The organism is Nostoc sp. FACHB-110 (assembly GCF_014697425.1).
Lineage (GTDB): Bacteria > Cyanobacteriota > Cyanobacteriia > Cyanobacteriales > Nostocaceae > Nostoc_B.
Window position 1 is genome coordinate 1 of record NZ_JACJRU010000008.1, and the last position, 23,181, is coordinate 23,181.

Genomic DNA, 23,181 nt, shown 5'->3' on the forward strand with positions numbered 1-23,181 from the left:
AAGGCGATTTTTGTGACTGCTCTTCCTGTGTCTATTTTTAATCTTTGTTTTTCTTTGCCGTTTTCTGGATTTAGCAGTACTATTTCACCATTTTTTTTGCCGGCTGCTAGGGTTTGTCCATCTGCACTGAACGCTATGGTTTCTATTCCTGCTTTTGTTGTCTGAACTGCTGTTTGCTGCGCTACTGTGTATTCTGCTGTGTTTCCCAAATATAGGACTAATATTATCGTGCAGCAAATAAGAATCAAGTATTTAAATTTTTGCTTCATATTTTATTTGTCTTGCATTTTTGCTGTTTAACTTATCTCCAACCTACATTTTTGTGCTTTTTTGACTGATCACTCCTCCTTATATTTATTCACCAACAACAGTAAAATCAATTCCAGATTTTATGATTTAGAGTTTTACTTTGATTCTAAAAAATAAAACTTCAAAATCGTAAATTTGCAAAAGATATTCTTCACCCATCAAACAAAACTCCATGAAAATTTCACAGGCGTTTCGGTTTTTCACACCTGTTTACTTCAAAGAGTGGACTTTTTATCTATAGCAATCCTATTTGATTTGTGAAAATTAGTGAGATTCATATCCCCGACTTCTGCAAGAAGTTGGGGAGATTGTGCTTCACGAATGATTTAGGATTGCTATATGTAACATTACTTTGCTTGGTTCATGTCTAGAATTTTTCAATGATTATGACTATTTATTTGAACAGGAAAAATTTTCTGGCACTCATAAAAGTGTCAGATGCTTAACATGAATAACTTAAGACTAGCCATTAATAATAGGGAAATACTTATAAGTCAAGCTAGTGAATAGCAGCTATAAACTTAGACTGTTGGCATCTTGATAGTAGGCTATTAAATTAGTACATCTGTAGTTTTTATCTCATAAAATAATCTTGAAAGAAAATTGAAGAGAAGAAATCCACAGACGCTACAGTTTGCTTAAATACATTGTAAGTATACTCTCCATGAATATACGTAAAGATTGGATGAACTTTTCCATAATCATAATTAAGTAGATTGACAAAATACAGCTATTAGTATGTTATTGATATTATCTTCTCTATATCAAACAGAGAATTGAAGAATCTTCTGAATCAATGATTTGGGTAAAAAAGCCAACTATTCATTGTAGACTGCTAAACCTTCTCCTTCAGAGAATCTGCGCGAAGGATTTAGCGGGGGCTATTAAACTCCTGCAATTCATCCATGAGTAGCACAGAATCTATATCCAAGTCTGGCTCATCTGCAAATATATTCTATTTTAATAAAATGGTAGTCCTGGTCATTACATAACAGCATTGTTAGTTAGTATTCACTTTACAACCAACTAGCGATCGCACCTGTCAAGCTGATAAGACAAAAATCAAAAACAAATTTAGTCTAATTATTATATTCCAGTAATTATTGAAGATAGTCTGAATTACTGAATAAAACCTTAACCTAAATTTTCCCAAATTTTAAATTCTTCTTTGCTTATTGAGCATCTTTTAATAAGAAGATTATGGAAAAACATAAAAGGTCACTAAATCTATCGAGATTAAGATGTAAATATTTGTTGCCAAAAAAGACGAATTTGATTTTTCAAATTCAAGAATTTAATTCAGAAGCGGGTATGAGGGAAAGTGCAATTTCTCAAGTTAGACATACTCTTAGCCTCAATTACACTTTCTGCCCAGATCAAAGTGTATTTCTCTTTTAACTATTTCAACTAACTGCCGAAATTTTCGGTGAATTTTCTGGACTGATGTGAGGAGTAAAAATGCTTGAGACTATTGCTATTGCGTGGCTATTATTATTTTTTGGTGATTTTTTCTCTACATTCATTTACCACATACCTGAACACGTTTTTGGTAGTCTGCATTTAAAAACACACCACTCTTGGAAGAAAGACTTTCGCCACTATGCTATATTGACTGCTAATTTCCAAGTGTTGCTAGATGGGATTTTAGGAGCTTTACCTTATTTATTGATGGCATTTATATTCTGGTCTTTCTCTCCAAGTGGTGTAATTTTAGGACTGATACTAGGCCAGTTCCATGTATGGTGGAGACACGTTATTGTTTTGGGTTGGAATACCCCAAAGATAGTAAATATTGTGTGCCAAATTTTATTTATCACTACTCCAGAAAGACATTGGTTACACCACCAAAAAACAAATATGGGTTTTGGTGATATTTTTACTTTCTTTGAACAACCTGCACAAACTTGGTTGCGTTGGTTGCGACTTTTAAGGTTACGTCTGCGTTATTCACGTACTTAGGTCAACCGCCCCATCCCCTTGTGGATGGGGCTTGTAACTGACCGAGAGAATCGGTCGAAACATCCGGCATATTGACTGATGCCTGCTCCTCTGTCCCTTGGGTAGAGTAGAGAATGTAGTCATCCCTGATATTCTTGGCAGCATTGAGATCCGCGTGTGTCCGATGTCCACAATTTTTGCAATGGAATCTAGACTTGTGACGGTTTGTCCGTCGAATGTGCTTACAAATATTGCACTTGGCGGACGTGTAACGAGGATCTTGGTGAACTACTCGTTTACCCAATGCTTCTGCTTTGTAACTCAGGAATTGCTCTTGTTGGTAAAAAGCCCAACTACCCAACCATTTATTCATTTTCTTGCCTCGTCGCTGTGTGCGAATACTGGACAAGTCCTCTAGTACAAAAACTGCTACTCCTGGTTGGTTGGACAACTTTTTACTTACACAATGATTCGTATCCTTCATGAACCGCTTCTCACGTCCAGACAAGTTCAGCTCGGAGGAAGCCTCCGCTCTGACTTTGCGCTTAGTGTTCTTGGTGTAAGTGACAGTTGCTCCACAAAAGTCCCAAGTTTCAAAAACTTCTCTGAAATATTCAGGGACATCAAGAATTAAAGTGACTCGTTTACCAATACAACTAAGAGTTAATTGCTTACCTCTTAGCGTCATTGTGCGCTTATCGTACCTTAATCCTGACGTTGGTTTTTTCTTGGGGATGCTTTTAAACTTTGTAGCTTTGATTGCCTCAAGTGCGTTATCTCGAACTGTCTGTAACAAAGCAGAAGGCACACTGGGAAACTGAACCCTTAGTAGGTGATACAGTTCCTTGTGTGCCTTGTTTTTGTTGTAGGTACTGTTAGCAATAGACCAGTCAACATGTGCATTAAATATCTCTGCACACTGATTCATTAAAGGGAAAAACCTTTCTGATGGTAATTCAACTGGGATGCTAACAGTACGTTTCATTATGCTGTTTGCCTTTGCTCAAACTGCTTAAATATTGCCAGTTTTTGCAACTGAGGAGTTATTACAGAAATAGCATTGACTGGTATGCTTGCTGACTGCAAAATACCTATGGTTTCAAGTAATTCATTGTATGAATGACATACCTTAACCAAGTAAACTAGATTGGTCTGTTTTGGGTTTCTAGGATTATTTTCGCGTTGGAAATCATGCCTGACCACGTTCATGTATTCGTACAGGCAGATCACACAACTGCACCAGTAGAAATTGCTAAAACCATGAAATCAATTTCTGCTGTGCATATATTTAATACATTCAAAGACCTGAAAAAACGTCGTTTTTGGGGTTCTGCGATGTGGAGTGATGGCACGTTTTACTCATCTGTTGCTGGAGTCTCGGAAGAAGCAGTGAAGCGGTACATCGAAACTCAAAAACAGCGAGGTGATGCGTCTACCCAGAAACATAAGTAACTCATTGAGAAAAAAACGAACTATGTTAAGAAAAGTTAATTAACCTAAAACCCTTTTCCCTCCTGCCTTCTGCCTCCTGCCTGCTGCCTTTTCCCAGCTATAAATATTTACGCTGCTCTACTTATTGCTAATTAAGGGGGTATCGTTAGCGAAGCGGTAGCGAGGAACGAGCTTCACCCCCTTAATTCACGCCGCGCTTACATCTCCACCCACAAGGGGATGGGGTTTTACGCGCGATCAATAAATTTTATCAGAATTGCCTCCTCTCTAGGGAGGCATAAATTTAATTTCTGTGAATTTTCAATTAATCAAAGATTATAGTTTTCTCTGTTTAATAGGTTGAGCCGGATTACCTGCATAATTGACATCCTCCCACCGCTAACCCTTCGGGTGTAGCGGGGGATTCCCAAACCTCACGATTCGGGTTTCTGTTTCCTTCCCTTACGGGTTTTTCGCAACTGCCCTTTAGACTTATGCCTATCAGGTCTTATGTTCGCTCCACAGACTGTAACGGTGTGTCCCACCGCCACGCCAGTTGCCTCAAGTCGGGAAACCCGCCCACGGCACTGGCTCAAAATATTTCGACTGGCGTTGATGTCTCGGTCGTGGTGTGTTTCGCAGTTGGGACAGTCCCACTCCCTAACATTCAACGGCAGTTTATCAACAATATGTCCGCAGTTGCCACAGCGTTTAGAACTGGGAAACCATCGGTCAATTTTTACCAAGGTTCGACCATACCATTTGGCTTTGTATTCCAGTTGTCTCACCAACTCACCCCACGCAGCATCACTGATGGCACGAGCAAGTTTGTGATTCTTGACCCTTACGGGTTCGCCAGTCGCTTCAAGTCGGGAAACCCGCCCAACGCGCTGGCTCACCATATTCTTAACTGCCAAATCCTCCACCACTATCGTTTGGTTTTCACGAATCAGTCGAGTTGTCAGTTTGTGCAGATGGTCAATTCTTGTGTCAGAGATTTTGGCTTGAAGGCGGGCAACTTTGAGTCTTGCTTTGTCTCGATTACGAGAAGCTTTCTGTTTCCGACTCAAAGACTTTTGGGCTTTCCTCAACTTTTGATAGTGCTTGTCAAACGCTTTGGGATTAGCAATCTTTTCACCCGTACTCAGGGTAACGAGACTGCTAATCCCGACATCCAATCCGACAGCACTGTCAACGGTTCGGCTACGCTCACCGTTGACCCTGAGCGTAGCCGAAGGGTCAACTGGTTGCAAAGTTTCGTCAGTCGGATCATTAATCCGCAAACTGACAAACCATCGTCCAGAAGGTTCAAGCCTAACTGTGATGGTACTAGGTTCACACCCCTTTGGAAGTTGCCTAGACCATTTAATAGGCAATGGTTCAGAACACTTAGCCAAATAGACTTGTCCATCCTTCCACCGGAAAGCAGACTTGGTAAACTCTGCACTACCACCGCTACGTTTCTTTTTAAAGTTGGGATATTTAGCCCTACCTGCAAAGAAATTAGTGAAAGCAGTTTGCAGATGTCGCAAGCCTTGTTGCAGTGGTACACAGCTAACCTCATTCAAAAACTGGAGGTCATCAAGTTTCTTCCACTGCGTCAACATGGTGGAGGTTTGAGCGTAATCTACTCGCTCTTGCTTCTGCTACCAAGCCTCAGTTCTCGCCGCCAAAGCTTTGTTGAATACCAACCGCACACACCCAATTGTCCGGCGCAATATCTGTTCTTGCTCGGTGGTTGGGTAAAAACGGTAGCGGCAGGCTTTTTCCATGCTTCACATTTTACCATTAAATCTGTGAAATACATAAAACCCGCTATGTACCAAAGTTTATTTACTCACTCGCGGTCACTGAGCTTTGTCGAAGTGTCGCTCACCCCGTCGTCTGTTGCTGCTCCGCAACAACTCGACTCAGGGGTGAATCTCCTCGCTCGTCCCCATTCCTCTCACCGCCAAGCTGACGCTGTGGCGGTAGTCTCCTGGGGGTGCCAGATGATTACAGGAGCGAGGTTATCTATCCAAGCATCTTCTCCTAGCCAAACATAATCACCTATAATTAATCTCCAAGGAAACTTAATGCGGACTCCTGGCTTTATACGTACACCTTGACCAATTTGCGCTCCAAAGCGGCGAAGTATCCAAATTTTAAAAGCTGATATAGTCAGCCAGCGGTTTTGTACTAAAGGTGAGCCTAAGAAGTACCAGAAAACTTGTTTCCATAAAGATGCACCAGGAGTATAAGTACCAAGAGTATAGTTATTTAACCGCATATATCAACTAAATAAACAGTTAATTAAATACTTGCACCTGTATAACCTGTGAATACCCATAAAATAGAGCGTGCAATATCACGAAGAATGCTTAAAACCGATTCTTTCGCCTGGTCTGATGGTACAGCTAGCGAGGTAAAAGCAATTCCTTGACTACCAAGAACTATAGTAGCGATCGCCCTAGCTCTGGGAATATGTTCTTGAGATGTAATTAAATAAATATGCTGGATTTTACGATGTTTGAAGTCTGATACTAAGGTCGTGAAGTTAGTGACTGTATCAACAGCACGATAGTCAAGATGAAGTCGCCTATCAGGTATACCAGAAGCACGAAAAATTTGACGTGTTCTGATAGGGGTAAGACCAGAGGAAACCCAAATTTCTAGAGACGGATACCAGCGGGCAAATTCTGCGGTAAATGTTTCTCTTTCTCCTAATGCAGTACCACCAAGCATAAGAATAGCTTGGGGTTGAGGTGCTTGATGAAATGCGATCGCTAAACGTATAGGAATAAAAAGTACTAGGGTAAGGAAAAAAGTTATTGCAGCCAAAATCAAATATTTCTTGAGTTGGCGTGTAGATAGTTTTACCCAGATTCCCATCGATTTAACATAGGTTTTTCATAAAGAAGTTTACCATCATCTTGATGAGCAACGGTATAAAATCTATGGAATTAGATACAACAAAGCTAAAAAATTCATTGATTGATCACCATAAACTGAAACTTTATAATTCGTCTGAATACTTACCAGTTTTAGCTTTTAGGATTTATTGCTGTAGCTAAAGTCACGTAGATTTACCAGCATTCGATTTTATGGTATATGAATTTATGGTAAATTTACCCAGGCGGAATTTAAAATCTTCATGTTTATTGGGGAGGTAACAGTAATGACTGTTCACGGCATCTTTTTGATTTGAGCGATCGCATTCAAAACCAATGCCATCAAACCTAAGTTTTTCATCGATTTAACTTAGTGTTAGCCGCAAGTTTAATATTTCGGCATAAGTTTATTCTGCCAGTAAGATTTAAATCTTACTTGAATCTTACTCGAAAGAATTATTTGTCAAAAGTCTGCCAAAGAGTGGTACTTTTGTACGAAATCATGTTTTTTGTGTGCATCCCTAAATAGTTCTAAACCATCTGATTTATCAGATAGAAGTGTGTTTCCTTGATGACAATAGGCTGAGAGGTTCTATGAAGCTTTTTAATAATATTCTGACAGTAGTTTATTCTCCTACTGTTCTGTTGCTTGCTGCTTTCTTGGGGGCAGTTCCCTCCAATGCTGCTAATTTCACCCCAACGAACGCATACCAAACAACCTATTCAATTAAAATCAAAGACAGCAGCAATAACTCTGCTCAAAATGTTGGTATCAAAAAATTTCTGTCCAACATCCAATTAGCACAGGCAACAGTAAGCACAGTTTTTACAACTCAAACTCCTAGTACTTTCAAGACTGATAACTATCCCTACGAATTAGGGATGAAATTCCGCAGTACTACAGACGGAAAGATTACCGCCATTCGCTATTGGAAACCTGCTGGCGAGACCACAACTCAAACTTCACCTCACATTGGTAAAATCTGGTCAGCAACAGGAACTCTTCTGGCCAGTGTCACTTTTACTAACGAGACTGCTTCTGGTTGGCAAAAACAGGCTTTAAGTACACCACTAAATATTAAAGCTAATACGACTTATGTGGTGTCTGTGAATGCGAATAGCTACTATGCTTACACACAAAATCAACTAGCTACTTCAATAGTCAATAGTAATCTTCGCTCAGTTGCTGACGGTAACAATGGAGTGTTTGACTTAACTCGTGGAAATTTCCCGAAGAACTCCTACCGTAATAGCAATTATTTTCGTGACATCGATTTTGTTGCTGTTTCCCAAACACCAACACCAACACCAACACCAACACCAACACCAACACCAACACCAACACCAACACCAACACCAACACCAACACCAACACCAACACCAACACCAACACCCACTACTTCCTGGAAAGAGCGAATTCTCAACGCTGATGGCACTATAAATTGGACAGAATACACAAACGTAGCCAATAACTATCACAAGCGTGAAATGATTGATTATCGTTTCGGCCCTAAATATAGCGACTTTCACACCACAGAAGAATCTTTCCCGACGGTATATCAGCCATCAAGTGATGGCATCATTCGCAAAAACGCTGGTGCTTGGTGTCGAGTTGACCCAGGGCCAGATGGTGATCCAGGAGCTGCTTGGATGACATCGGGACAGATGCTATTTTCACCTGATACAGATGCACCAGCTGAGTATCAGTACGGCTCATCAAATATGCGAAATTCTGACGGTGCGATTAGCTTTACTGATAATGGATTGTGTTTAAGGGCACGCGCAGAATGGCTCGGGGATTGGTGGAATCGAAATAATATTAGTACCCCTACGACTCCATCAGTCAAGCAATATTCTGATGCCTCAGGCGGCACACTGCCTTTACCACCAATTGCAACTACTCGTTCAGTTGGTAGTTCTTTAACTGGTTTTTTGGCTTTCCAAAACGGAAAAATAATCTCTGCGGGTACTGGAAACGACGGCTATACCCAAGAAGGCGTGAGCTACGTTTCAGCAGCACTTGATAATGGCAAAGTGCCAACAGCCATAGTGGCTAGCAACAACAACGAATTTTTATTTGTAACCGTTTGGGACACTATTAACCGCAAAGGACAGTTGGCAGTAATAGCAGTCAAAACTCGTCAAATGGCTCAAGAGAACAGATTTTATTGGGGACTACCAGGTTGGCCTACTGTAAAAGGACTAAAGGTAATTGGGTATATTGATTTGCCATTTGCTGCACCAAATGCAGTTGATGTGACAGTAAGTACAAGGTTAGGCAATCCTCGTGGTTATGGTGATAACGCAAACGACGATTTGAACTTGCAGTCTGTACGTGATAAGTGGTATAGCACAGCGTGGGATACTTCCTACGGAGATAACTATTGGAAGCAGACTGCTCAAAGTGGATATGCAATTGTCAGTTCAAGAGCTGAAAATAAAGTTGCAATTATCGACATCCGCCCTCTGCTGAAGTACTACCGTAAAATGTACTTGACTACCCAAGCTAACTTTGATCAAACCAAGAATGAAGGTACAGCAGCTAATCAGTGGCCGCACACATTTAGTTATGCACCAGAACAGACCCCAGTTGTATCAAAAGTTTTAACTATCAGTCAGCCCACTGCTGTAGCAACAGGAAACAGATGGAATGGTTTTAAAGCACCAAGATCAGAATATAACGGGGAAGTTCAGAAGCCTTTAAAGACAGCTTATATTGCTTCTATGGATGGTACTGTACGTATGTATAATGTGGAGTCACTAATTCTTCCTAGTACTACAGCATCCGTTCCTGATAGCCCGTTTAAATCTTTCCAAGTAGGTAGAAATCCAGTGCAAATGTTTCATGGATTTCATAGCACTTCATGCGATGACTACTACATTGTAAGCCGTGGAGATCGAGCTATTTACTACACACAATACGACGGTACAGTTAGAGGCATTTTACGTGATTCCCGCCTCAAAGATCCTGTAAATGTTGCGGTGTCTTTCGATCAGGCTGGATATAGTGGCTCTGGTGCCAGCAAGTCAATGTATTCATACGTGATGTCTGTACTTGACTATGATGGCAAACAAGTTGTTGACTATATGGTGCAAGACGGGTTTAACTGGAACGGAGAACAGATAAAATTTACTGGGCCAAATGGAGAAAACTTAATCTTTATGCATGGATTTTCCAATCCAACTAAGGGTAAACCTTTTATGGTTAACTTCGATGAAGTTATTTAAAAGTTGTCTTCATAAAGAGTGAAATAATTTCAACTTTAATCTAAACCTTGTATATAACGTTATATACAAGGTTTTTTCTCATCAAGTTACAATTTTGTTGATGGTGATGCTAAAAAACAACCTTGAAATTTTTGCTGTATACAAAGCTGTTGAAAAATTAAATCAGCTGCTACTTGATAGCCTACTGCACTTAAATGAACTTCGTCTCGAAAGTAAGTTTCAACAACATTAGTAGGTAATTTAGACCAAGCATCGTAAGTATCAAAGATTTGTATTTGTAGCGACTTCAGCACTTGCATAAACTCCGGTTTATAAGGTGGAGTTGCAGGTTTGGGAATTAAGTCGTAACGATTAGGTGTAAAAAGTACGTAAATGGGTATTTTTTTATCGCGCACAAGCTTGGCTGCTGTTTTGAAAAATTCCATATTTTTTTGAAATTGCTGATCTACTTGTGCAGGAGATATCTGAGGAATTTCTTGATTAGAAAATGGGTTTAAGTTCACATTTCCGAAAACCCGAGGTATTATATAGCGATTCAAAGCTTCTTGAATTGCTGAAAGCGGAGGGTGATCTGGGTAGTTAGGATCTTTTCCTACACGTTCACTTGTGCTAGTAGGTTGAGTCAGGTCATGTGTGCCAATTTGCAAAATTACAGCATCACTGTTAAAAGTGCCGAACTCTTTTAAATAACCTAAGTGATTACCAATTCCCCATGAACCAGCAGAAGCATTCAAAACTTCTGTAGGTTGTCCTGAAGCTTGGATTTTAGCTTTTAATTGTTCTGTAATTATTTGTTTTTGGTCAATAGGATTGCCGCCATTCAGAACAGAGTCTCCAATCATTAATATTCTTAAACTTCCTTTAGCTTTTTGCAATTTTATGGGTTCAGAGCGTTGAGAATACTGGTTATATTCTATTCTTTTGCCAAAGCGAACTAATGATTGGTTGGGTTGAAAACGGTAGCCTGTATAAGTATCAGCTTGACTTAAAACCGGACTACCCAGCCCAAATAAAATTCTTAAAGCAAACTCAATACTGACTAAATTAAAAACGATAAATAATAATATTTTTTTATATTTACGCACTTTAGGAAAATTTTTCTGCATTAATCTTTGTGAGTCGAACTTTGATAATATTTTTCATATTCTATCAAGCGGATTGATAACAAAGTTTCGGCTAGCATTCGCTGGAAAGCATAGTAATAACCAGCCCATCCGTCTAAAATTCCTCCTTTGAGAATTAGACAATAAAATAAGATAACAAATGGAGCAAATAGTTTTTGTCTGCGGATGCGATCGCCTAAACTGAGTTCATCTACTGGAGTCTCCAGTAATTTCTTGACTTCAATTACCATATAGCGATCCTGCGCCCACAACCAACGACTCAAAGGTTTGCGATCATCATGATGAATATAGCTAGAAAGCATTGCTGATTCACCATTCACTTGCAAAAGCTGAGTGTGTCCATCATCTATATAAATTGCTTTATCTTTGCGAAAGAGAACTTGACGAGGCGGAAGTATTGTACCTCTTAAAGGTTTGCCAAACACACAGTATTTAAATCTGGTGAAGTAACCATTTATCTGGCTGTCTGCTGGTAAAGCCACAATTTCCGCAACTAGTTCATCTGTCACAATATAATCTGCATCTAAAGACAGTACCCATTGAGATTGTATTTTTTCCAAACCATAATTCCATTGAATAGCATGGGTATCAAATTTTCTTTGGAATACTTGTACTTGTGGATAAGATTGCAAAATTTCTAGAGTTTCATCATTGCTATAGCTATCAACAACTACAATTTTTGTAGCCCAAGCCAGATGTTGGAGAGTGCGTCCAATATTGGGTGCTTCGTTGTAGGTGAGAATCAGAGGGGTAACTTCTTGTAGCATCAATCCAAAAAATGCGCTTTTTTGATAATTTTGGTGTAAATGTCAACCATTTGACAAGCAATATTTTTCCAGGTGTATTGATCTAAAACTACTTGACGAGCGCGATCGCCCATCTCTTGAGATAATTGAGGATGATTTAAAAACTTCTCAATAGTATCAGAAATTTTTAAGATATCTTGGGGAAGGACATAACCAAGCTGATATTTTTCGACTACCGAAGCCAACGCTACACAAGGAGTAATCAGCACAGGAACGCCTGCGGCTAAAGCTTCTAAGACTGCTATACCAAAGTTTTCTGAATGAGAAGTTAAAGCGAATAAATCTGCACCTTGAAGATATAAATCTTTAGTTTCATTTTCTATGAATCCAGCAAAATGGGTGCGATCGCTAATACCTGTTGAAACAACCAAAGATTTTAGTTGCTCTGTGTATTCAGGAGAACCACTACCTGCGATCACAAGAGTAAAACGATAATTCTGGAGTTTACATAAGGCTGAGATTAAATACTCTAGCCCTTTTTTAGGATGTAAGCGAGACAAAAACAAGATAATGGGTTGATCAATAGGAAGATTCAAATGTTGACGTAAACGAAGACGTGCATCAGAAATAGTAGGAGGAATAGAGAGTCCATGTGGTAGGACAAAGCCACTAACTCCTAAATTTAATCTTTCAGCTTCTTGCTGTTCTAGTTCCGAAGTAAAATGAACTGCTTGACTATATTGTAGATTTGACCTTTCAATTAAATTAAGATAAACCTGTTTTTTTCTAGTACTTTGCTCAAGCGACCATTTACACAGCTGTCCTAAAGGACGAACAATATATGGGACATTTTTAAAACGGGCGATCGCCATTGCTATTGTAGATGGATAAGAAAAAATAGCATGAACGTGCAACAATTCATATTTATCAATGTTTTGCCATAACCATGTAGTCAGTTGACTGGAAAAAGCAAACTCCCGTATAGCATTAACTTTAGGGGAAAAGCGGTTAAAAAATCGAACAGGAACATCATTGTATTTTATAAGTTGAGCCAGAGGCACATCTAATAAATTATTACCGTTATCATTAGTTGTGACAATTTCAACATCAACATCAAGAGTTAGCAGTTCTTTCACTATTTCCTGCACTGCTTGACTTGGCCCACCTCTAACTGAGGCTACAGAGGGAATTACATGAAGAATTTTCATGTTTTTAACTTCAATAGCTATTGGTTAATTTTTTGCCACCAGTAATCTAGTATTGCTAAACTCCAACGCCGATACCAAAGTCTCATATCAACTTCTTGAGCTAATGGAGGAACTTTAAAATAATCATGCCAATCTTGATCTATCCATTTTTGAAAAGGAAATGAAAATCCTCTTTTAGGCAGATTAATTAACCAAGTTGGTAGTTCTGGAACTGATTGAATTAATGATTTCTTTTTGGATTCTAGACGTATGCTACTGGGAATAGAAGCGATAGTTTCTAGTAAGACCCTATCAACTAAAGGAACTCTTAATTCTAAACCCCATGCCATACTCATAACATCACTGTCTCGCAACAATTGGTTACGCATATAGCAGCTGAGTTCTAACAAACTTACTTCATCTTCTAAGGAAGGAATATTAGTATAATTGCTCCTATTTGTAAAAATGCAGCTTTCCCAATTGAGATTAGCAATTGTCGAATTAGATAAAGAATCTTTTAGATAATACTGAATAATTGTGTTAGCTTCTTTGTAGGAGAAAATTCCTCTATAACTACCATAGGCTGATGTAGTTGTTGGCTTTTGTTGTAAAAAATCTCCTAGACGCTTTTGTTGTGGAGATTTGCCCCAAGATGCTAATCCATTACCTAATACACCTGTTATAGGTTGAATTTTTTGCAGTTGTTGCCCCCAATGAACCATTCTTGGTATTTGTTGAAAGCTTTTATAACCTCCAAATAGTTCATCTCCTCCTAGACCTGATAAAACTACTTTGGTACCATCTTGATGCGCGACTTGGGAGACGCAAAAACTATTGAATCCATCTATACTTGGTTGATCAATACTTTGTAAAAATTGAGGTAATAAAGCTCTTCCCAAAGGTGCTGTTATTTTATATTCTGTATGCTCTGTATCAAATAGATCAGCAATTTTTTGGGCTATTTCTCCCTCATTCCATTCATTTTCTTCAAAAGCAATTGAGTAGGTGCGTAACTTACCTTTTTGGGTTTGACGTGCTAAAGCAAGCACAGAACTTGAGTCAATTCCTCCACTAAGGAAGATACCTACTGGTACATCACTTACAAAATGGTGTTGAATCGAATCAACTAAGGCATTTCTAATCTTTTCATTTGCTTCTGCCGCAGAAATTGCTTCTGGAGTGAAATCAATTTGCCAATATTGTTGTTGATGGATTTTACCTGCTTGCCAATATAAATAATTACCTGCATTTAAGCAGTATATACCTGCAATTAAAGTGTGTGGCTCTGGTACAGAGCCACTAATTAAATAACCATATAATCCCTCTACACTCCAGTTAATTGTGGGTAAACGGGATGCAAGGATAGATTTAATTTCAGAAGCAAAAACTAATGTTGAGCCTGATTGCCAATAATAAAGTGGCTTGATGCCCAGAGGATCACGTGCTAAAAAACAAGTTTTTTCTAGATCATCCCAAATTGCAAAGGCAAACATACCGCGAAAATAGCGGACACAATCAGTACCTACTCTTTGATAAAGTTTGAGAATTACTTCTGTGTCTGTTTGGGATTGAAACTGTTCACCTTGGGTAATTAGATCCTGGCGAATTTTTTCAAAGTTATAAATTTCACCATTGAAAACAATCCAGTAACGTCCATCAGGTGTAGACATGGGTTGATGTCCGGCAAAGCTGAGGTCGAGAATTGCTAAACGAGTATGGGCAAGTGCTGCTTGTTTTTCTTGAGCAATATAAATACCCAAATCATCAGGGCCACGATGTCGTATAGCAGCTTGCATTCCCTGAATAATAGTTTGCAAGTTATCTTGATAACGATCAATTGTCAGAATCCCAGCAATACCACACATTTTAAAATTTTAGCTCCTTACACTTGCTTGGAAATACTCATCCAAATAGCTAGTTAGAGTCGCTTTAAAACGCTCATACCCAAAAGTGTCAATTACTTTAGAACGCAATGCTTGAGGTTGATACATTAAAGCATTAGGATAAGTACCTTGTAAAATTTGATCTAGCGTCTGAGCAATTTCTTCTATATTATCAGGATTAACTAATGCCCCAAGTTCACCATCACAAAGCGCATCAATTGCGCCATCCTGGTTTCCTCCTAGTGTAGGCTTTCCACAAGCTAAGGCTTCCAGATAAACAATTCCAAAACCCTCTCCTTTACTTGGCATAGCAAATACATCACACAAGTTATAGTGAGGTACAAGTTCTTCATCTGGAATAAAGCCAGTCAAAGTTACATAATCTTGCAAGTTAAGGCTTTTAATTAGTTCTTCAATTCGCGGGCGGTCATTACCTTTACCTACTATTAAATAATGAACATTGGGAATTTCCTGGCGAATTTGGGGTAAGGCTCGAATAACTTGGTCATACCCTTTATAACCTTCACTACTAGATAATCTGGCTACGGTTAAAATTATTGGCTGTTCTGGAGTTAAACCGTATCTTTCTAGCAGTTGCTTGGGTTTAGGAGCAATTTTAAACTTAGATGGATCGAAAGTAACTGGTAAAAGGGAAATCAATTGTGGGTTAAGGTTTTGTTCTTTTAGGATGCGATCGCGTGTATAGTTGCTAACTGAAAGTATTTTTGTTGCTGCTTGTAAAGCGTTTTGTTTTATCGGATTTTTTAAATCCCATACATCAATACCATGAACTATTACCCAATAAGGAATTCCTGTTAAGCGATAAATCCAATAAGCGACAGGAGCAAAGTTAATATGACCAGTTAAAATTAAATTTGGTCGTCCTTTGATTGCCCCTACAAGCAGAGCTATAGCAAAATAAAGACTTCTAAAACTAGGGGGTATGTTTCCATAAAAATGGAAGGAAATATTTCTTTTTAAAAGTTTATTTTCTTTGGGTTGCTCACTATCAAGTTTGTTATAAACCTCTATTTTTGAATTAATAAATTTATCAGATATGGCCATTAAAAAAGCTTGTAAATAACTTTGTATACCTCCTTTTGTGTCAAATATATTTGGAATCCAAAAATGAAGCTTTATCATATAATTTTAAAATATATGTATATATAATAATTAAACTATTTATATTTCCTATGAAAATCAAATTTATACTATGTAAAATAATTTTTCATATCTAATTTTGGCAATAAAAATATAAATCCACTAAAGAACCAATAATAAACCACAGAAAGAGGATGAAAAACTACTTGACCTGGAAGAAATTGCAAATGTATAAAAAAAGCTACTAACGCCATATCTTTTAAGAAAGGACTGTAGAGATTTTTATATATAAACCATAATGCCATCATTAATGTAATCCTCATTCCATACCAAAATACAACACCAACTAACCCTACTTCGATAGTCATTTTGTGCATTTCTGCTTCTGCGCTAGGAGGTGTTGAACCAGGAGGTAAAGATAATAGTTTTTTGATAGGCTGCGCTCCTGACTGAGTTGCACCAGTACCATAGCCGTCCATAATAGATTTTCCAGGTACAGAATGAATGGATAAAGCATAGCCTATCCGTTCAGAAAATTCACCTGAAGATCCGCCGCGAGTTACAAAGGCATCAATTGCTGGAGCAAAATAACGAGACAAAAGTAGTACTACAATTACAGCAGGAACCGTAAGTTTTTTCAAAAATTTTAAAATTATTGCGAAATTATCAATACTTTTGACAACCAAATAACCTACGAAAATTAATGCTGAGTTTACCATTACTCCGCGAGAACCAGTCATAAAAAAATTAGCTATCAATAAAAATAGTTCTAAGAAGGTGATGATTCTCCAAAAATTTGATTGTTTTATCTGTCCTGTGAGTAAAGGTAGTAAAAAACCAAAACATACTACCAAATAAGCCGTATAAATATTAGGAAAAGCAAATACGCTTGATATACGGATTTTGCCATTTGCAAAGCCAAGTGCTTCTGAAGCTTCTTCTCCTCCTGGGGCAATATTGAGAAAACTAGAGGGAGGACTATAAAATTGAAATATTCCCAAAATACAAACTGGAATTAAGCAAAGAAGATAATTGCGTAAAAATTTAATAAAATCTTCTTCTGATTTAAAAATATATGGAAGTAGCCACATTAAAGGAACATAAAGTAAATAGCGACTAAGACCAAATATTCCAATAATAGGTGAGCCTAGATCAGGATTAAAAGACTGAAAAATTAACCATATTGAAGAGATAAATAAAAATATATGAACAATAGATGTGTATTTATTTTTAATTAGTTGAAAATCTGTACGGTAAAATAGAAAAAATTTTATATAAGCAATCAATAAAACTATATCTTTAAAAAGATATATTACATTGCTGGCTTGAGGTAATATCCATTTTCGCATAACACCATCAAATACTATTAAAAATAGTGTGGCTTTCACTAATTGCCGCCAATTAAGATTAGTAAATATTATACATATTATTATTAATAAAGTTAGAGCAAGAAGTATTTTATCCACTACATTATTGCTTCTATAGTTTGAAGATATGCTTTGGCAACTGTCTTTTTCTGGTGTTTTGCTAAATGGATTTGTCGATTGGTTTTGTCTAAATTGATTTTTTTAGGATGAGTTAATATATCTGCTAGTACTGTTGTCAAATTTTCTACATTTCCATTGAGAAATGTTAAGCCACATGAACCAATAGCGTCTTTTAATCCTCCTTCCTTTGAACCAACAACCAGACACCCACAGGCAATTCCCTCCAATGCGACAATTCCAAAAGGTTCCTGCCATTTAGAGGGAACAACTAATATTTTATGAGCATTTAGCAATCGAGCTAGAGTTTCTCCGCGCTGAGTTCCCATAAATTGGACTTGATCTGCAATCTCAAGATTTTTGGCTTGTTGTTGAAGATGAGTTTCTTCCGGCCCTTGACCGATAATTGTTAAACTGGGTTCCAACCCTTGTTGTTTAAGTTTTGCTAGTGAAGTGAGTAATAAATCAGCACCCTTATCCGAAACTAAACGCCCCAGAAAAACTAAGTCGCGATCGCGGGGAATTTCTGGCATTTCATAAAATACATCATCCTCGTAAGAATTAGGAATCACTTTGACTAAACCTGGGAGTTGATCGGCGATCGCTTGACTAGGAGCAATGTTAGTAGTGAAGTAAGTTATCCAATGTTTCAAGGCTGTTGGCAAAGTGAGTTTAGTTCCTGGATACCTATACCATGTTTGATGGGTAACTACTAAAGGTTTTTTGAGGAGTAAAATTGGCCAAATTGCCTTTAAGCTAATGCAGCCGTGAAAGCAAACATCACACCAAAGGATTAACTCGAATAACTTACTAATCGAAGGACAGCGAATCACTTCAAAGGGTAAATCATCAGCTTTATCTGTAGGTGTTTGCGTTACCAACTTGACATGATGTCCTTGTAAGGTAAATTCATGCGATAAATCAGAAATAACTGCTTCTAAGCCACCTATACTCGGATAAAATGCAGATGAGTATATTAAGATTTTCATAAATTTAATTTTCTCAATTAAAAGCCGATATGGCTCCCATCTAACTTTTTAAGTTAAAAATAATTTTAAGTCTTTTACGCCTGCGAAGGTAAGCTTTATAAGTTAGTTGTGATTTTAACTGTTAGACACAAGATATGTATTGTTTATTTACCATTCAGAGACATCCAACCGCTTTTTTGTAACCTGGTTTTGACTCTTTTTTCATCAAGAGTCGCCAGAAAACTAGGTGGTTCCCAAGGATGAATATAATTTTGTTCAGGAGAATGTAATATTGGTTTCCAAAAGCCTTTCCAAATTCTAAAAATTTTATAACCTTGAGCTTCTAAAAAGTCAGAGACTGAGCTAGGGTAGCCTTTATGTTCTTCAAAAACTATATCTCTAATTCGATTATGAGTAATCAGTTTGGTTGCACCTTGTAAAACTGACAATTCATGACCTTCAACATCAAGTTTCATAACTCCGATATCATCATTTATTACTTCATCCATTCTTTTGATGGTGACATTATATGTTTGTTCATAGTTAGTCGATGAGTTACTTACAGATGCTTCTGTCAGTTTTCCTGCTTCTCTATTTTCAGATACACACAATAGACCAATACCTGTACGATCAGATAAAGCTATTTGCTCTAAATTGATATGGTTCCAACCTAAATTTGATTGCCATTCATGAATATTCTTCAACAACTCCCTGTAAACTTCTGGGTTTGGTTCAAAACTGTACACTTTGCCAGTTTTTCCAGTTCTAGCTGCCATTAAACCAGTCATATAACCAATGTTTGCACCCACATCGACGGCAGTCTCGCCAGAATCTAATAATCTCCATAATATCTCAGTAACAATTAGATCATAAACTCCAGTACGACTGACTGCAAGATTGACAGGATCATATATGTTTGTAGAAATATTTATATTGACTCCCCAAGGAAATTTAACAAATTTATATTCTTTTGATTTGTCTTGGTTAGTTGCTAAGATGCGATTTATTACTTGCTGTGGTCTAAAAAAATATTCAGGTCTGTTTAAGTAATGTATTATATTCACAAATCTTTTCCTTAAAATATTTTAATGCGTAATAATTAATAGATTTAAAAAATTTTTATTTAACTCAACATATGAGATGTTACAGATATCAAAATCATTGATTTTATTGCATAAATTAAAGAATTATCTTGTATAAAATTCAGACTCTTATACAAGAATATTTAAAGTATGTTCGCAAATAATTTAGTTTGAATATTGAGATTATGAGTGTGATACCATAGATGAGCATTGTGAGCGATCGCTTCTCCTAAAGATAAAGTCAATTGCTTATGATTGTGGTTATCTACTAACCAATAATGCTGGTTTTCTTCTAATCCATCTTGCTCTTTTCCCCAAGCATAGTAGCTAGTACCAACTGGTATAACGCCATGAGCGCAGTAGGCAGCATATATAGTTGAGCGCGTTAGAAAATCTAGAGGATAATGAAAAAACCCTACCCATGATTCTTGCAAGATACTGCTGACTTTTTCCATAGATTGTTGCCCTAATGAAACTATAGGTATATTATTAATTTCAGCAATTGGCAGGGTTATTGGTGGGCCAATATCAATGATTTCTTGAATATTTAGTTCTAGACACACACGTTTCAAAGCAGATAAAGATTTCTCATAAACATTTGAGCGATTACCAGCACCACCAAAAACCACAACTTGTGGTTTTCGCTTATTTAGCGGCTCAATTGTTTCTGGCTCACCAACATTTGAAAACACAGGCAAGATAGGAATTTGCTGCTTTCTATTTGAGCCAAGTTTTTGCAGTATCTTGGCATATTCACGCTTATTAGTAACCGCATGATCGCTCATATTTACCAGACGAGCTACCAGGTATTTTTGTACTGGTTCTGTCCAAAATGCGCTACTCCAAATTGGATACCCAACAGCATAAAGTTCATGAAACATGGTCACTAAAATACCTTTATGCTTTCTGCTTTGCCACTGGTGTAATCCATCTATCAACCAAAAAGGACAACCCCGTAAGGCATAACCATAGCCTACATAATGTAGCAGGATATTAGTGACATTAACTTTTTCTAAGACAGAAACTAAGGCTTTTGCAGAACGTTCATCAACTTTGTGAATTGGGAAATTTTCTATTTCTGTAGCTCCATTCCAATTAGGATCGCCCACAAAAAAACAGGTTGTAATCCCAAAATCTTGACGCAATCGCCTAGCTAGAGCTAGGGAATAATCACCAACTCCGTTAGGGAATGGTGGCATTTGTGGAACAATCTGGATCATCATTTAGCGAGATTAATTGTTTTTACAAAAATAGATAATGTAATGAAGATATGTAAAAATGCTTAACTTGAGATAGCTAAATCTTTAATTATTCTGGCAAATTTTACCTAATGACCTTTCCCATACTATCTTTATGAGAAAATTTTCTGGAATAAATCTTGTAAACGTTCACGATAAAGTTTAGCAGTAAATTTTTGAGAAAATTGAGCAGCAATTTCACCTAAGCTGGCACAGTATTCTCGATTGTCTCTTAAAGTTAATAGTTTTGCGGCGATCGCTTCGGCATTCATAATCGGCACTCGCCAATTCTCATCAGGAACAGGTACACCGCAGTTGTCACTGACAATTACAGGTAAACCACAAGCCATTGCTTCCATAGCTACCCAACCAAAGGTATCAACTAAGGAAGGCAGAACGAGAACATCCGACTGCCAGTAATATTCGCGCAGTTGAGCTTTAGTCATCGTTGGCACATAATTAAATTTGCCCTCTGCTTTGTCCAAAAACTCAGTAATTTCTGAAGTTTTCGCACCAATTAAAGTCAGTTCCACACCAGAACCACATAAATCTATTGCTTGTAATAAGTAGGGAACTCCCTTACGTAAGCAGAGTCCACCTACAAATAACACACGCAATACATTAGAGTTTTTTGTAATTGGTGCTGGCGGTGGATAAAAGATATTTGTATCAGCCCATAACGTGATTGCTTCTAGTTTATTGGCAGCAAAGCCAGCCTCTAAAAAACTTCGTTTTTGTGGTTCGGAAATCACTAACAAAAAATCTGCCAGTTCAAATTCCTGTAATTTTTGTTTGCGCCAAGTCGGAGTATCTATATTTTCTGGTATAGGAATACTTAAATCTGATGCAGCTTCAGCGATAACTCTATCTAAAAAGTCAGGATGTACTTGATGACAATCTAAAAGAGTTTTCATACCGCGTTGATGGGCAACTTCCAAACACTGCAAAGCACAAGTTTCTACACCGACAAAAAGTTGGCTAGTGGCAGACTTTAATTGGCGAGCCGCCCATTGATCAAATAGATTATTGGTGGCTTCCCAATCAGATGCCTCTAACCTTTTACGCTGTATTTGTTTGAAATACTGAATTGCCAGAGGCCAGGGGTACTCTTTTACATGATGCAAATCCATTTCTGGACAACGACGATTAATTAAGCGATCGCTTCCAAACAGCAGAGAAAACAAACTGCCCCATTTACCTGGAGCATCAATGACAGAGCAGAAAAAGTTATCCAGTTCGCCTAGTTCTTGAGCAGCTAGAGCAATCTGATATATCTGATGAACGCTGCTATAGGCAATACTAATTCCTGACACGGTAAAACCTAATTGAATTTTTACGGTGGATACTATGAAATCTGCTAGTTATAATTAGCCCTACTGTAACGTTCTAATGCATCTGCTACTCCATCGGCACAAACACTAAAATCCATTTCTTCGCTTAACTTCCGGGAGGCTTGCCGCATTTGTTGTACCTGTTCTGGTTGTTGAGCTAAAGATACTATACACTGGGTTAGTGCTTCAACATTGTGGAAGGGGTAAATCAAACCATTGACTTCTGGATGTACCATATCTCTCCATCCCAGCACTTGGTCAGATGAAATTACTGCTAAACTTGCAGAAATTCCCTCATTAATTGCACATCCCCAAGTTTCTGATGATGGATGAATGAGAACATCACCTGTTCCTAAATAACCTGGATATTTTGACTGTGGAATTAAACCAGGAAAGTAAATACGCCGTCCATCAGCATGAGCTTGAGCATAAGTTTCCAATTCTGGACGTAGCACCCCGTCACCTAACACCAATAAAGCTGCATTCAGTTCTTTAGGAATTTGGCAAAACGCTTGTATAACATCCATTGGATAGCGATCTGGGCGGTGTTTAGAAGCCATAACAAATACAACTGTATTTTTATCTAGCCCTAATTCAGCCCGGATTTGCGTTCTAAATTCTAAACGCTCTGGTGTTTGGACATTAAACCAGTCATTATCAACGTTGTAAGGTACGTAGAAAAGACGTTCCTCTGGAACATGGTGATTAAGATAAAACTCTTTGTTATAGGAACCAATATATAAAGCTGCTGCAATGCGGTTAAGAAAAACAGACAGCCCCAAATCTCGAATCTGGTTCTTCCATGTAGCTCTAGGGAAAAAGTCTTCACTTTCTCCGCGCAAAAATAAAGGAGTTCCTGTGGCTTGGCAAGCTAAAAGTGCTAACCAGCAGGTTGCATAGCCGTAACCATGTACCCATACTGCATCAAATTTTTCTTGGGCGATCGCTTTATGAACGCCCAAATTCAAAAGTGTCCAAAAACTACCACCATCATCTGTAATCGGGGAGTGGTTGTCTAAAAATACATAATCATATCCCTCTAAGACTGGAATATCCCATTTCAGAGTCATTTTGAGTTGAGGATTATAAAACGCTTTTACTCCTCGCTGAGACATATACATCACTTTGAAACGAAAGCGACTGTCTTTTGCCAAAAATTGAAATAGGGGTGCATGATATTGAACCGGGCTTTCCATTAGGATGCCGATATACGGTGTCTTCATTTTATATCTGCTTTCAACAGTGAAATTTGCTCAGAATT

The 23,181-nt window shown here is 37.9% G+C and carries 18 protein-coding genes and 2 pseudogenes; 3 read left to right on the forward strand and 17 right to left on the reverse strand.

All coding sequences use genetic code 11. The features are described 5' to 3' along the window. The coding region (locus H6G69_RS10015) for a hypothetical protein (RefSeq protein ID WP_242072021.1) at positions 1–209 on the reverse strand (209 nt) is incomplete at its 3' end. Between the two features lie 1,558 nt (positions 210–1,767). Here H6G69_RS10015 and H6G69_RS10020 point away from each other — a divergent pair. Next, positions 1,768–2,268: a sterol desaturase family protein gene (locus H6G69_RS10020; RefSeq protein ID WP_190685377.1), complete on the forward strand. Its 501-nt coding sequence runs from the start codon at positions 1,768–1,770 to the stop codon at positions 2,266–2,268. 1 nt (position 2,269) lies between these two features. On the opposite strand, the gene H6G69_RS10025 is transcribed toward H6G69_RS10020, so the two are convergent. Continuing rightward, on the reverse strand, positions 2,270–3,232 hold the full coding sequence (locus tag H6G69_RS10025; RefSeq protein ID WP_190685380.1) for an RNA-guided endonuclease TnpB family protein: 963 nt from the start codon (positions 3,230–3,232) through the stop codon (positions 2,270–2,272). Positions 3,233–3,429: 197 nt separating this feature from the next. Between H6G69_RS10025 and tnpA the strand changes: the two genes are divergently transcribed. Then, a complete protein-coding gene (tnpA, locus tag H6G69_RS10030) occupies positions 3,430–3,699 on the forward strand; it encodes an IS200/IS605 family transposase (protein WP_277883370.1) in 270 nt (89 codons plus the stop codon). A 413-nt stretch (positions 3,700–4,112) separates the two neighbouring features. Here the strand turns inward: tnpA and H6G69_RS10035 are convergent. The 4 genes and pseudogenes from H6G69_RS10035 to H6G69_RS10045 form a co-directional block, all read right to left on the reverse strand. Continuing rightward, positions 4,113–5,300: pseudogene (locus H6G69_RS10035) on the reverse strand (RNA-guided endonuclease InsQ/TnpB family protein); the annotation flags it as partial. Positions 5,301–5,324: 24 nt separating this feature from the next. Next, the gene (locus tag H6G69_RS33840) at positions 5,325–5,450 is read right to left on the reverse strand and encodes a helix-turn-helix domain-containing protein (protein ID WP_242072023.1); all 126 of its coding nucleotides are present in this window, start codon (positions 5,448–5,450) and stop codon (positions 5,325–5,327) included. A gap of 218 nt (positions 5,451–5,668) precedes the next feature. After that, a pseudogene (locus H6G69_RS10040) lies at positions 5,669–5,947 on the reverse strand (colanic acid biosynthesis acetyltransferase WcaF); the annotation flags it as partial. A 23-nt stretch (positions 5,948–5,970) separates the two neighbouring features. After that, positions 5,971–6,549: a YdcF family protein gene (locus H6G69_RS10045; RefSeq protein ID WP_190685385.1), complete on the reverse strand. Its 579-nt coding sequence runs from the start codon at positions 6,547–6,549 to the stop codon at positions 5,971–5,973. A gap of 593 nt (positions 6,550–7,142) precedes the next feature. Here H6G69_RS10045 and H6G69_RS10055 point away from each other — a divergent pair. Then, positions 7,143–9,776, forward strand: coding sequence for a DUF4082 domain-containing protein (locus H6G69_RS10055; RefSeq protein WP_242072024.1), 2,634 nt, complete (start codon positions 7,143–7,145; stop codon positions 9,774–9,776). A gap of 86 nt (positions 9,777–9,862) precedes the next feature. On the opposite strand, the gene H6G69_RS10060 is transcribed toward H6G69_RS10055, so the two are convergent. From H6G69_RS10060 to H6G69_RS10110, 11 genes are all read right to left on the reverse strand, one after another. Beyond that, positions 9,863–10,882, reverse strand: a complete 1,020-nt coding sequence (locus H6G69_RS10060; RefSeq protein WP_190685388.1) for an SGNH/GDSL hydrolase family protein — start codon at positions 10,880–10,882, stop codon at positions 9,863–9,865. Next, the gene (locus H6G69_RS10065; RefSeq protein ID WP_190685391.1) at positions 10,882–11,667 is read right to left on the reverse strand and encodes a glycosyltransferase family 2 protein; all 786 of its coding nucleotides are present in this window, start codon (positions 11,665–11,667) and stop codon (positions 10,882–10,884) included. The genes H6G69_RS10060 and H6G69_RS10065 overlap by 1 nt, the downstream gene beginning before the upstream one ends. After that, positions 11,667–12,854 (reverse strand): glycosyltransferase, encoded by a 1,188-nt coding sequence (locus H6G69_RS10070; RefSeq protein WP_190685394.1) that lies wholly within the window; start codon positions 12,852–12,854, stop codon positions 11,667–11,669. Before H6G69_RS10070 ends, H6G69_RS10065 begins: the two co-directional genes overlap by 1 nt. A gap of 17 nt (positions 12,855–12,871) precedes the next feature. After that, positions 12,872–14,698: an asparagine synthase (glutamine-hydrolyzing) gene (gene asnB / locus H6G69_RS10075; RefSeq protein ID WP_190685396.1), complete on the reverse strand. Its 1,827-nt coding sequence runs from the start codon at positions 14,696–14,698 to the stop codon at positions 12,872–12,874. 9 nt (positions 14,699–14,707) lie between these two features. After that, positions 14,708–15,859 carry a glycosyltransferase gene (locus tag H6G69_RS10080; RefSeq protein WP_190685398.1) on the reverse strand — a complete coding sequence of 384 codons (1,152 nt, stop codon included), beginning with the start codon at positions 15,857–15,859 and terminating at the stop codon, positions 14,708–14,710. 68 nt (positions 15,860–15,927) lie between these two features. Continuing rightward, positions 15,928–17,283, reverse strand: coding sequence for a hypothetical protein (locus H6G69_RS10085; RefSeq protein ID WP_190685400.1), 1,356 nt, complete (start codon positions 17,281–17,283; stop codon positions 15,928–15,930). After that, a complete protein-coding gene (locus tag H6G69_RS10090; RefSeq protein WP_190685401.1) occupies positions 17,283–18,290 on the reverse strand; it encodes a glycosyltransferase family 4 protein in 1,008 nt (335 codons plus the stop codon). The genes H6G69_RS10085 and H6G69_RS10090 overlap by 1 nt, the downstream gene beginning before the upstream one ends. Before the next feature lie 143 nt (positions 18,291–18,433). After that, positions 18,434–19,333 carry an FkbM family methyltransferase gene (locus H6G69_RS10095; protein ID WP_190685403.1) on the reverse strand — a complete coding sequence of 300 codons (900 nt, stop codon included), beginning with the start codon at positions 19,331–19,333 and terminating at the stop codon, positions 18,434–18,436. Between the two features lie 161 nt (positions 19,334–19,494). Continuing rightward, positions 19,495–20,574, reverse strand: a complete 1,080-nt coding sequence (locus tag H6G69_RS10100; RefSeq protein ID WP_190685406.1) for a glycosyltransferase — start codon at positions 20,572–20,574, stop codon at positions 19,495–19,497. Positions 20,575–20,702: 128 nt separating this feature from the next. Then, positions 20,703–21,902: a glycosyltransferase family 4 protein gene (locus H6G69_RS10105; RefSeq protein ID WP_190685410.1), complete on the reverse strand. Its 1,200-nt coding sequence runs from the start codon at positions 21,900–21,902 to the stop codon at positions 20,703–20,705. 44 nt (positions 21,903–21,946) lie between these two features. Further along, the gene (locus tag H6G69_RS10110) at positions 21,947–23,143 is read right to left on the reverse strand and encodes a glycosyltransferase family 4 protein (RefSeq protein WP_242072025.1); all 1,197 of its coding nucleotides are present in this window, start codon (positions 23,141–23,143) and stop codon (positions 21,947–21,949) included. Positions 23,144–23,181 lie beyond the last annotated feature (38 nt).

Coding starts and splice junctions, on each gene's coding strand:
- H6G69_RS10100 (WP_190685406.1), bottom strand. CDS start 20,574: ATGATGATCCAGATTGTTCCACAAATGCCACCATTCCCTAACGGAGTT.
- H6G69_RS10080 (WP_190685398.1), bottom strand. CDS start 15,859: ATGATAAAGCTTCATTTTTGGATTCCAAATATATTTGACACAAAAGGA.
- asnB (WP_190685396.1), bottom strand. CDS start 14,698: ATGTGTGGTATTGCTGGGATTCTGACAATTGATCGTTATCAAGATAAC.
- H6G69_RS10090 (WP_190685401.1), bottom strand. CDS start 18,290: ATGAAAATCTTAATATACTCATCTGCATTTTATCCGAGTATAGGTGGC.
- H6G69_RS10110 (WP_242072025.1), bottom strand. CDS start 23,143: ATGAAGACACCGTATATCGGCATCCTAATGGAAAGCCCGGTTCAATAT.
- H6G69_RS10065 (WP_190685391.1), bottom strand. CDS start 11,667: ATGCTACAAGAAGTTACCCCTCTGATTCTCACCTACAACGAAGCACCC.
- H6G69_RS10060 (WP_190685388.1), bottom strand. CDS start 10,882: ATGCAGAAAAATTTTCCTAAAGTGCGTAAATATAAAAAAATATTATTA.
- H6G69_RS10045 (WP_190685385.1), bottom strand. CDS start 6,549: ATGGGAATCTGGGTAAAACTATCTACACGCCAACTCAAGAAATATTTG.
- H6G69_RS10020 (WP_190685377.1), top strand. CDS start 1,768: ATGCTTGAGACTATTGCTATTGCGTGGCTATTATTATTTTTTGGTGAT.
- H6G69_RS33840 (WP_242072023.1), bottom strand. CDS start 5,450: ATGGAAAAAGCCTGCCGCTACCGTTTTTACCCAACCACCGAGCAAGAA.
- H6G69_RS10055 (WP_242072024.1), top strand. CDS start 7,143: ATGAAGCTTTTTAATAATATTCTGACAGTAGTTTATTCTCCTACTGTT.
- H6G69_RS10070 (WP_190685394.1), bottom strand. CDS start 12,854: ATGAAAATTCTTCATGTAATTCCCTCTGTAGCCTCAGTTAGAGGTGGG.
- H6G69_RS10025 (WP_190685380.1), bottom strand. CDS start 3,232: ATGAAACGTACTGTTAGCATCCCAGTTGAATTACCATCAGAAAGGTTT.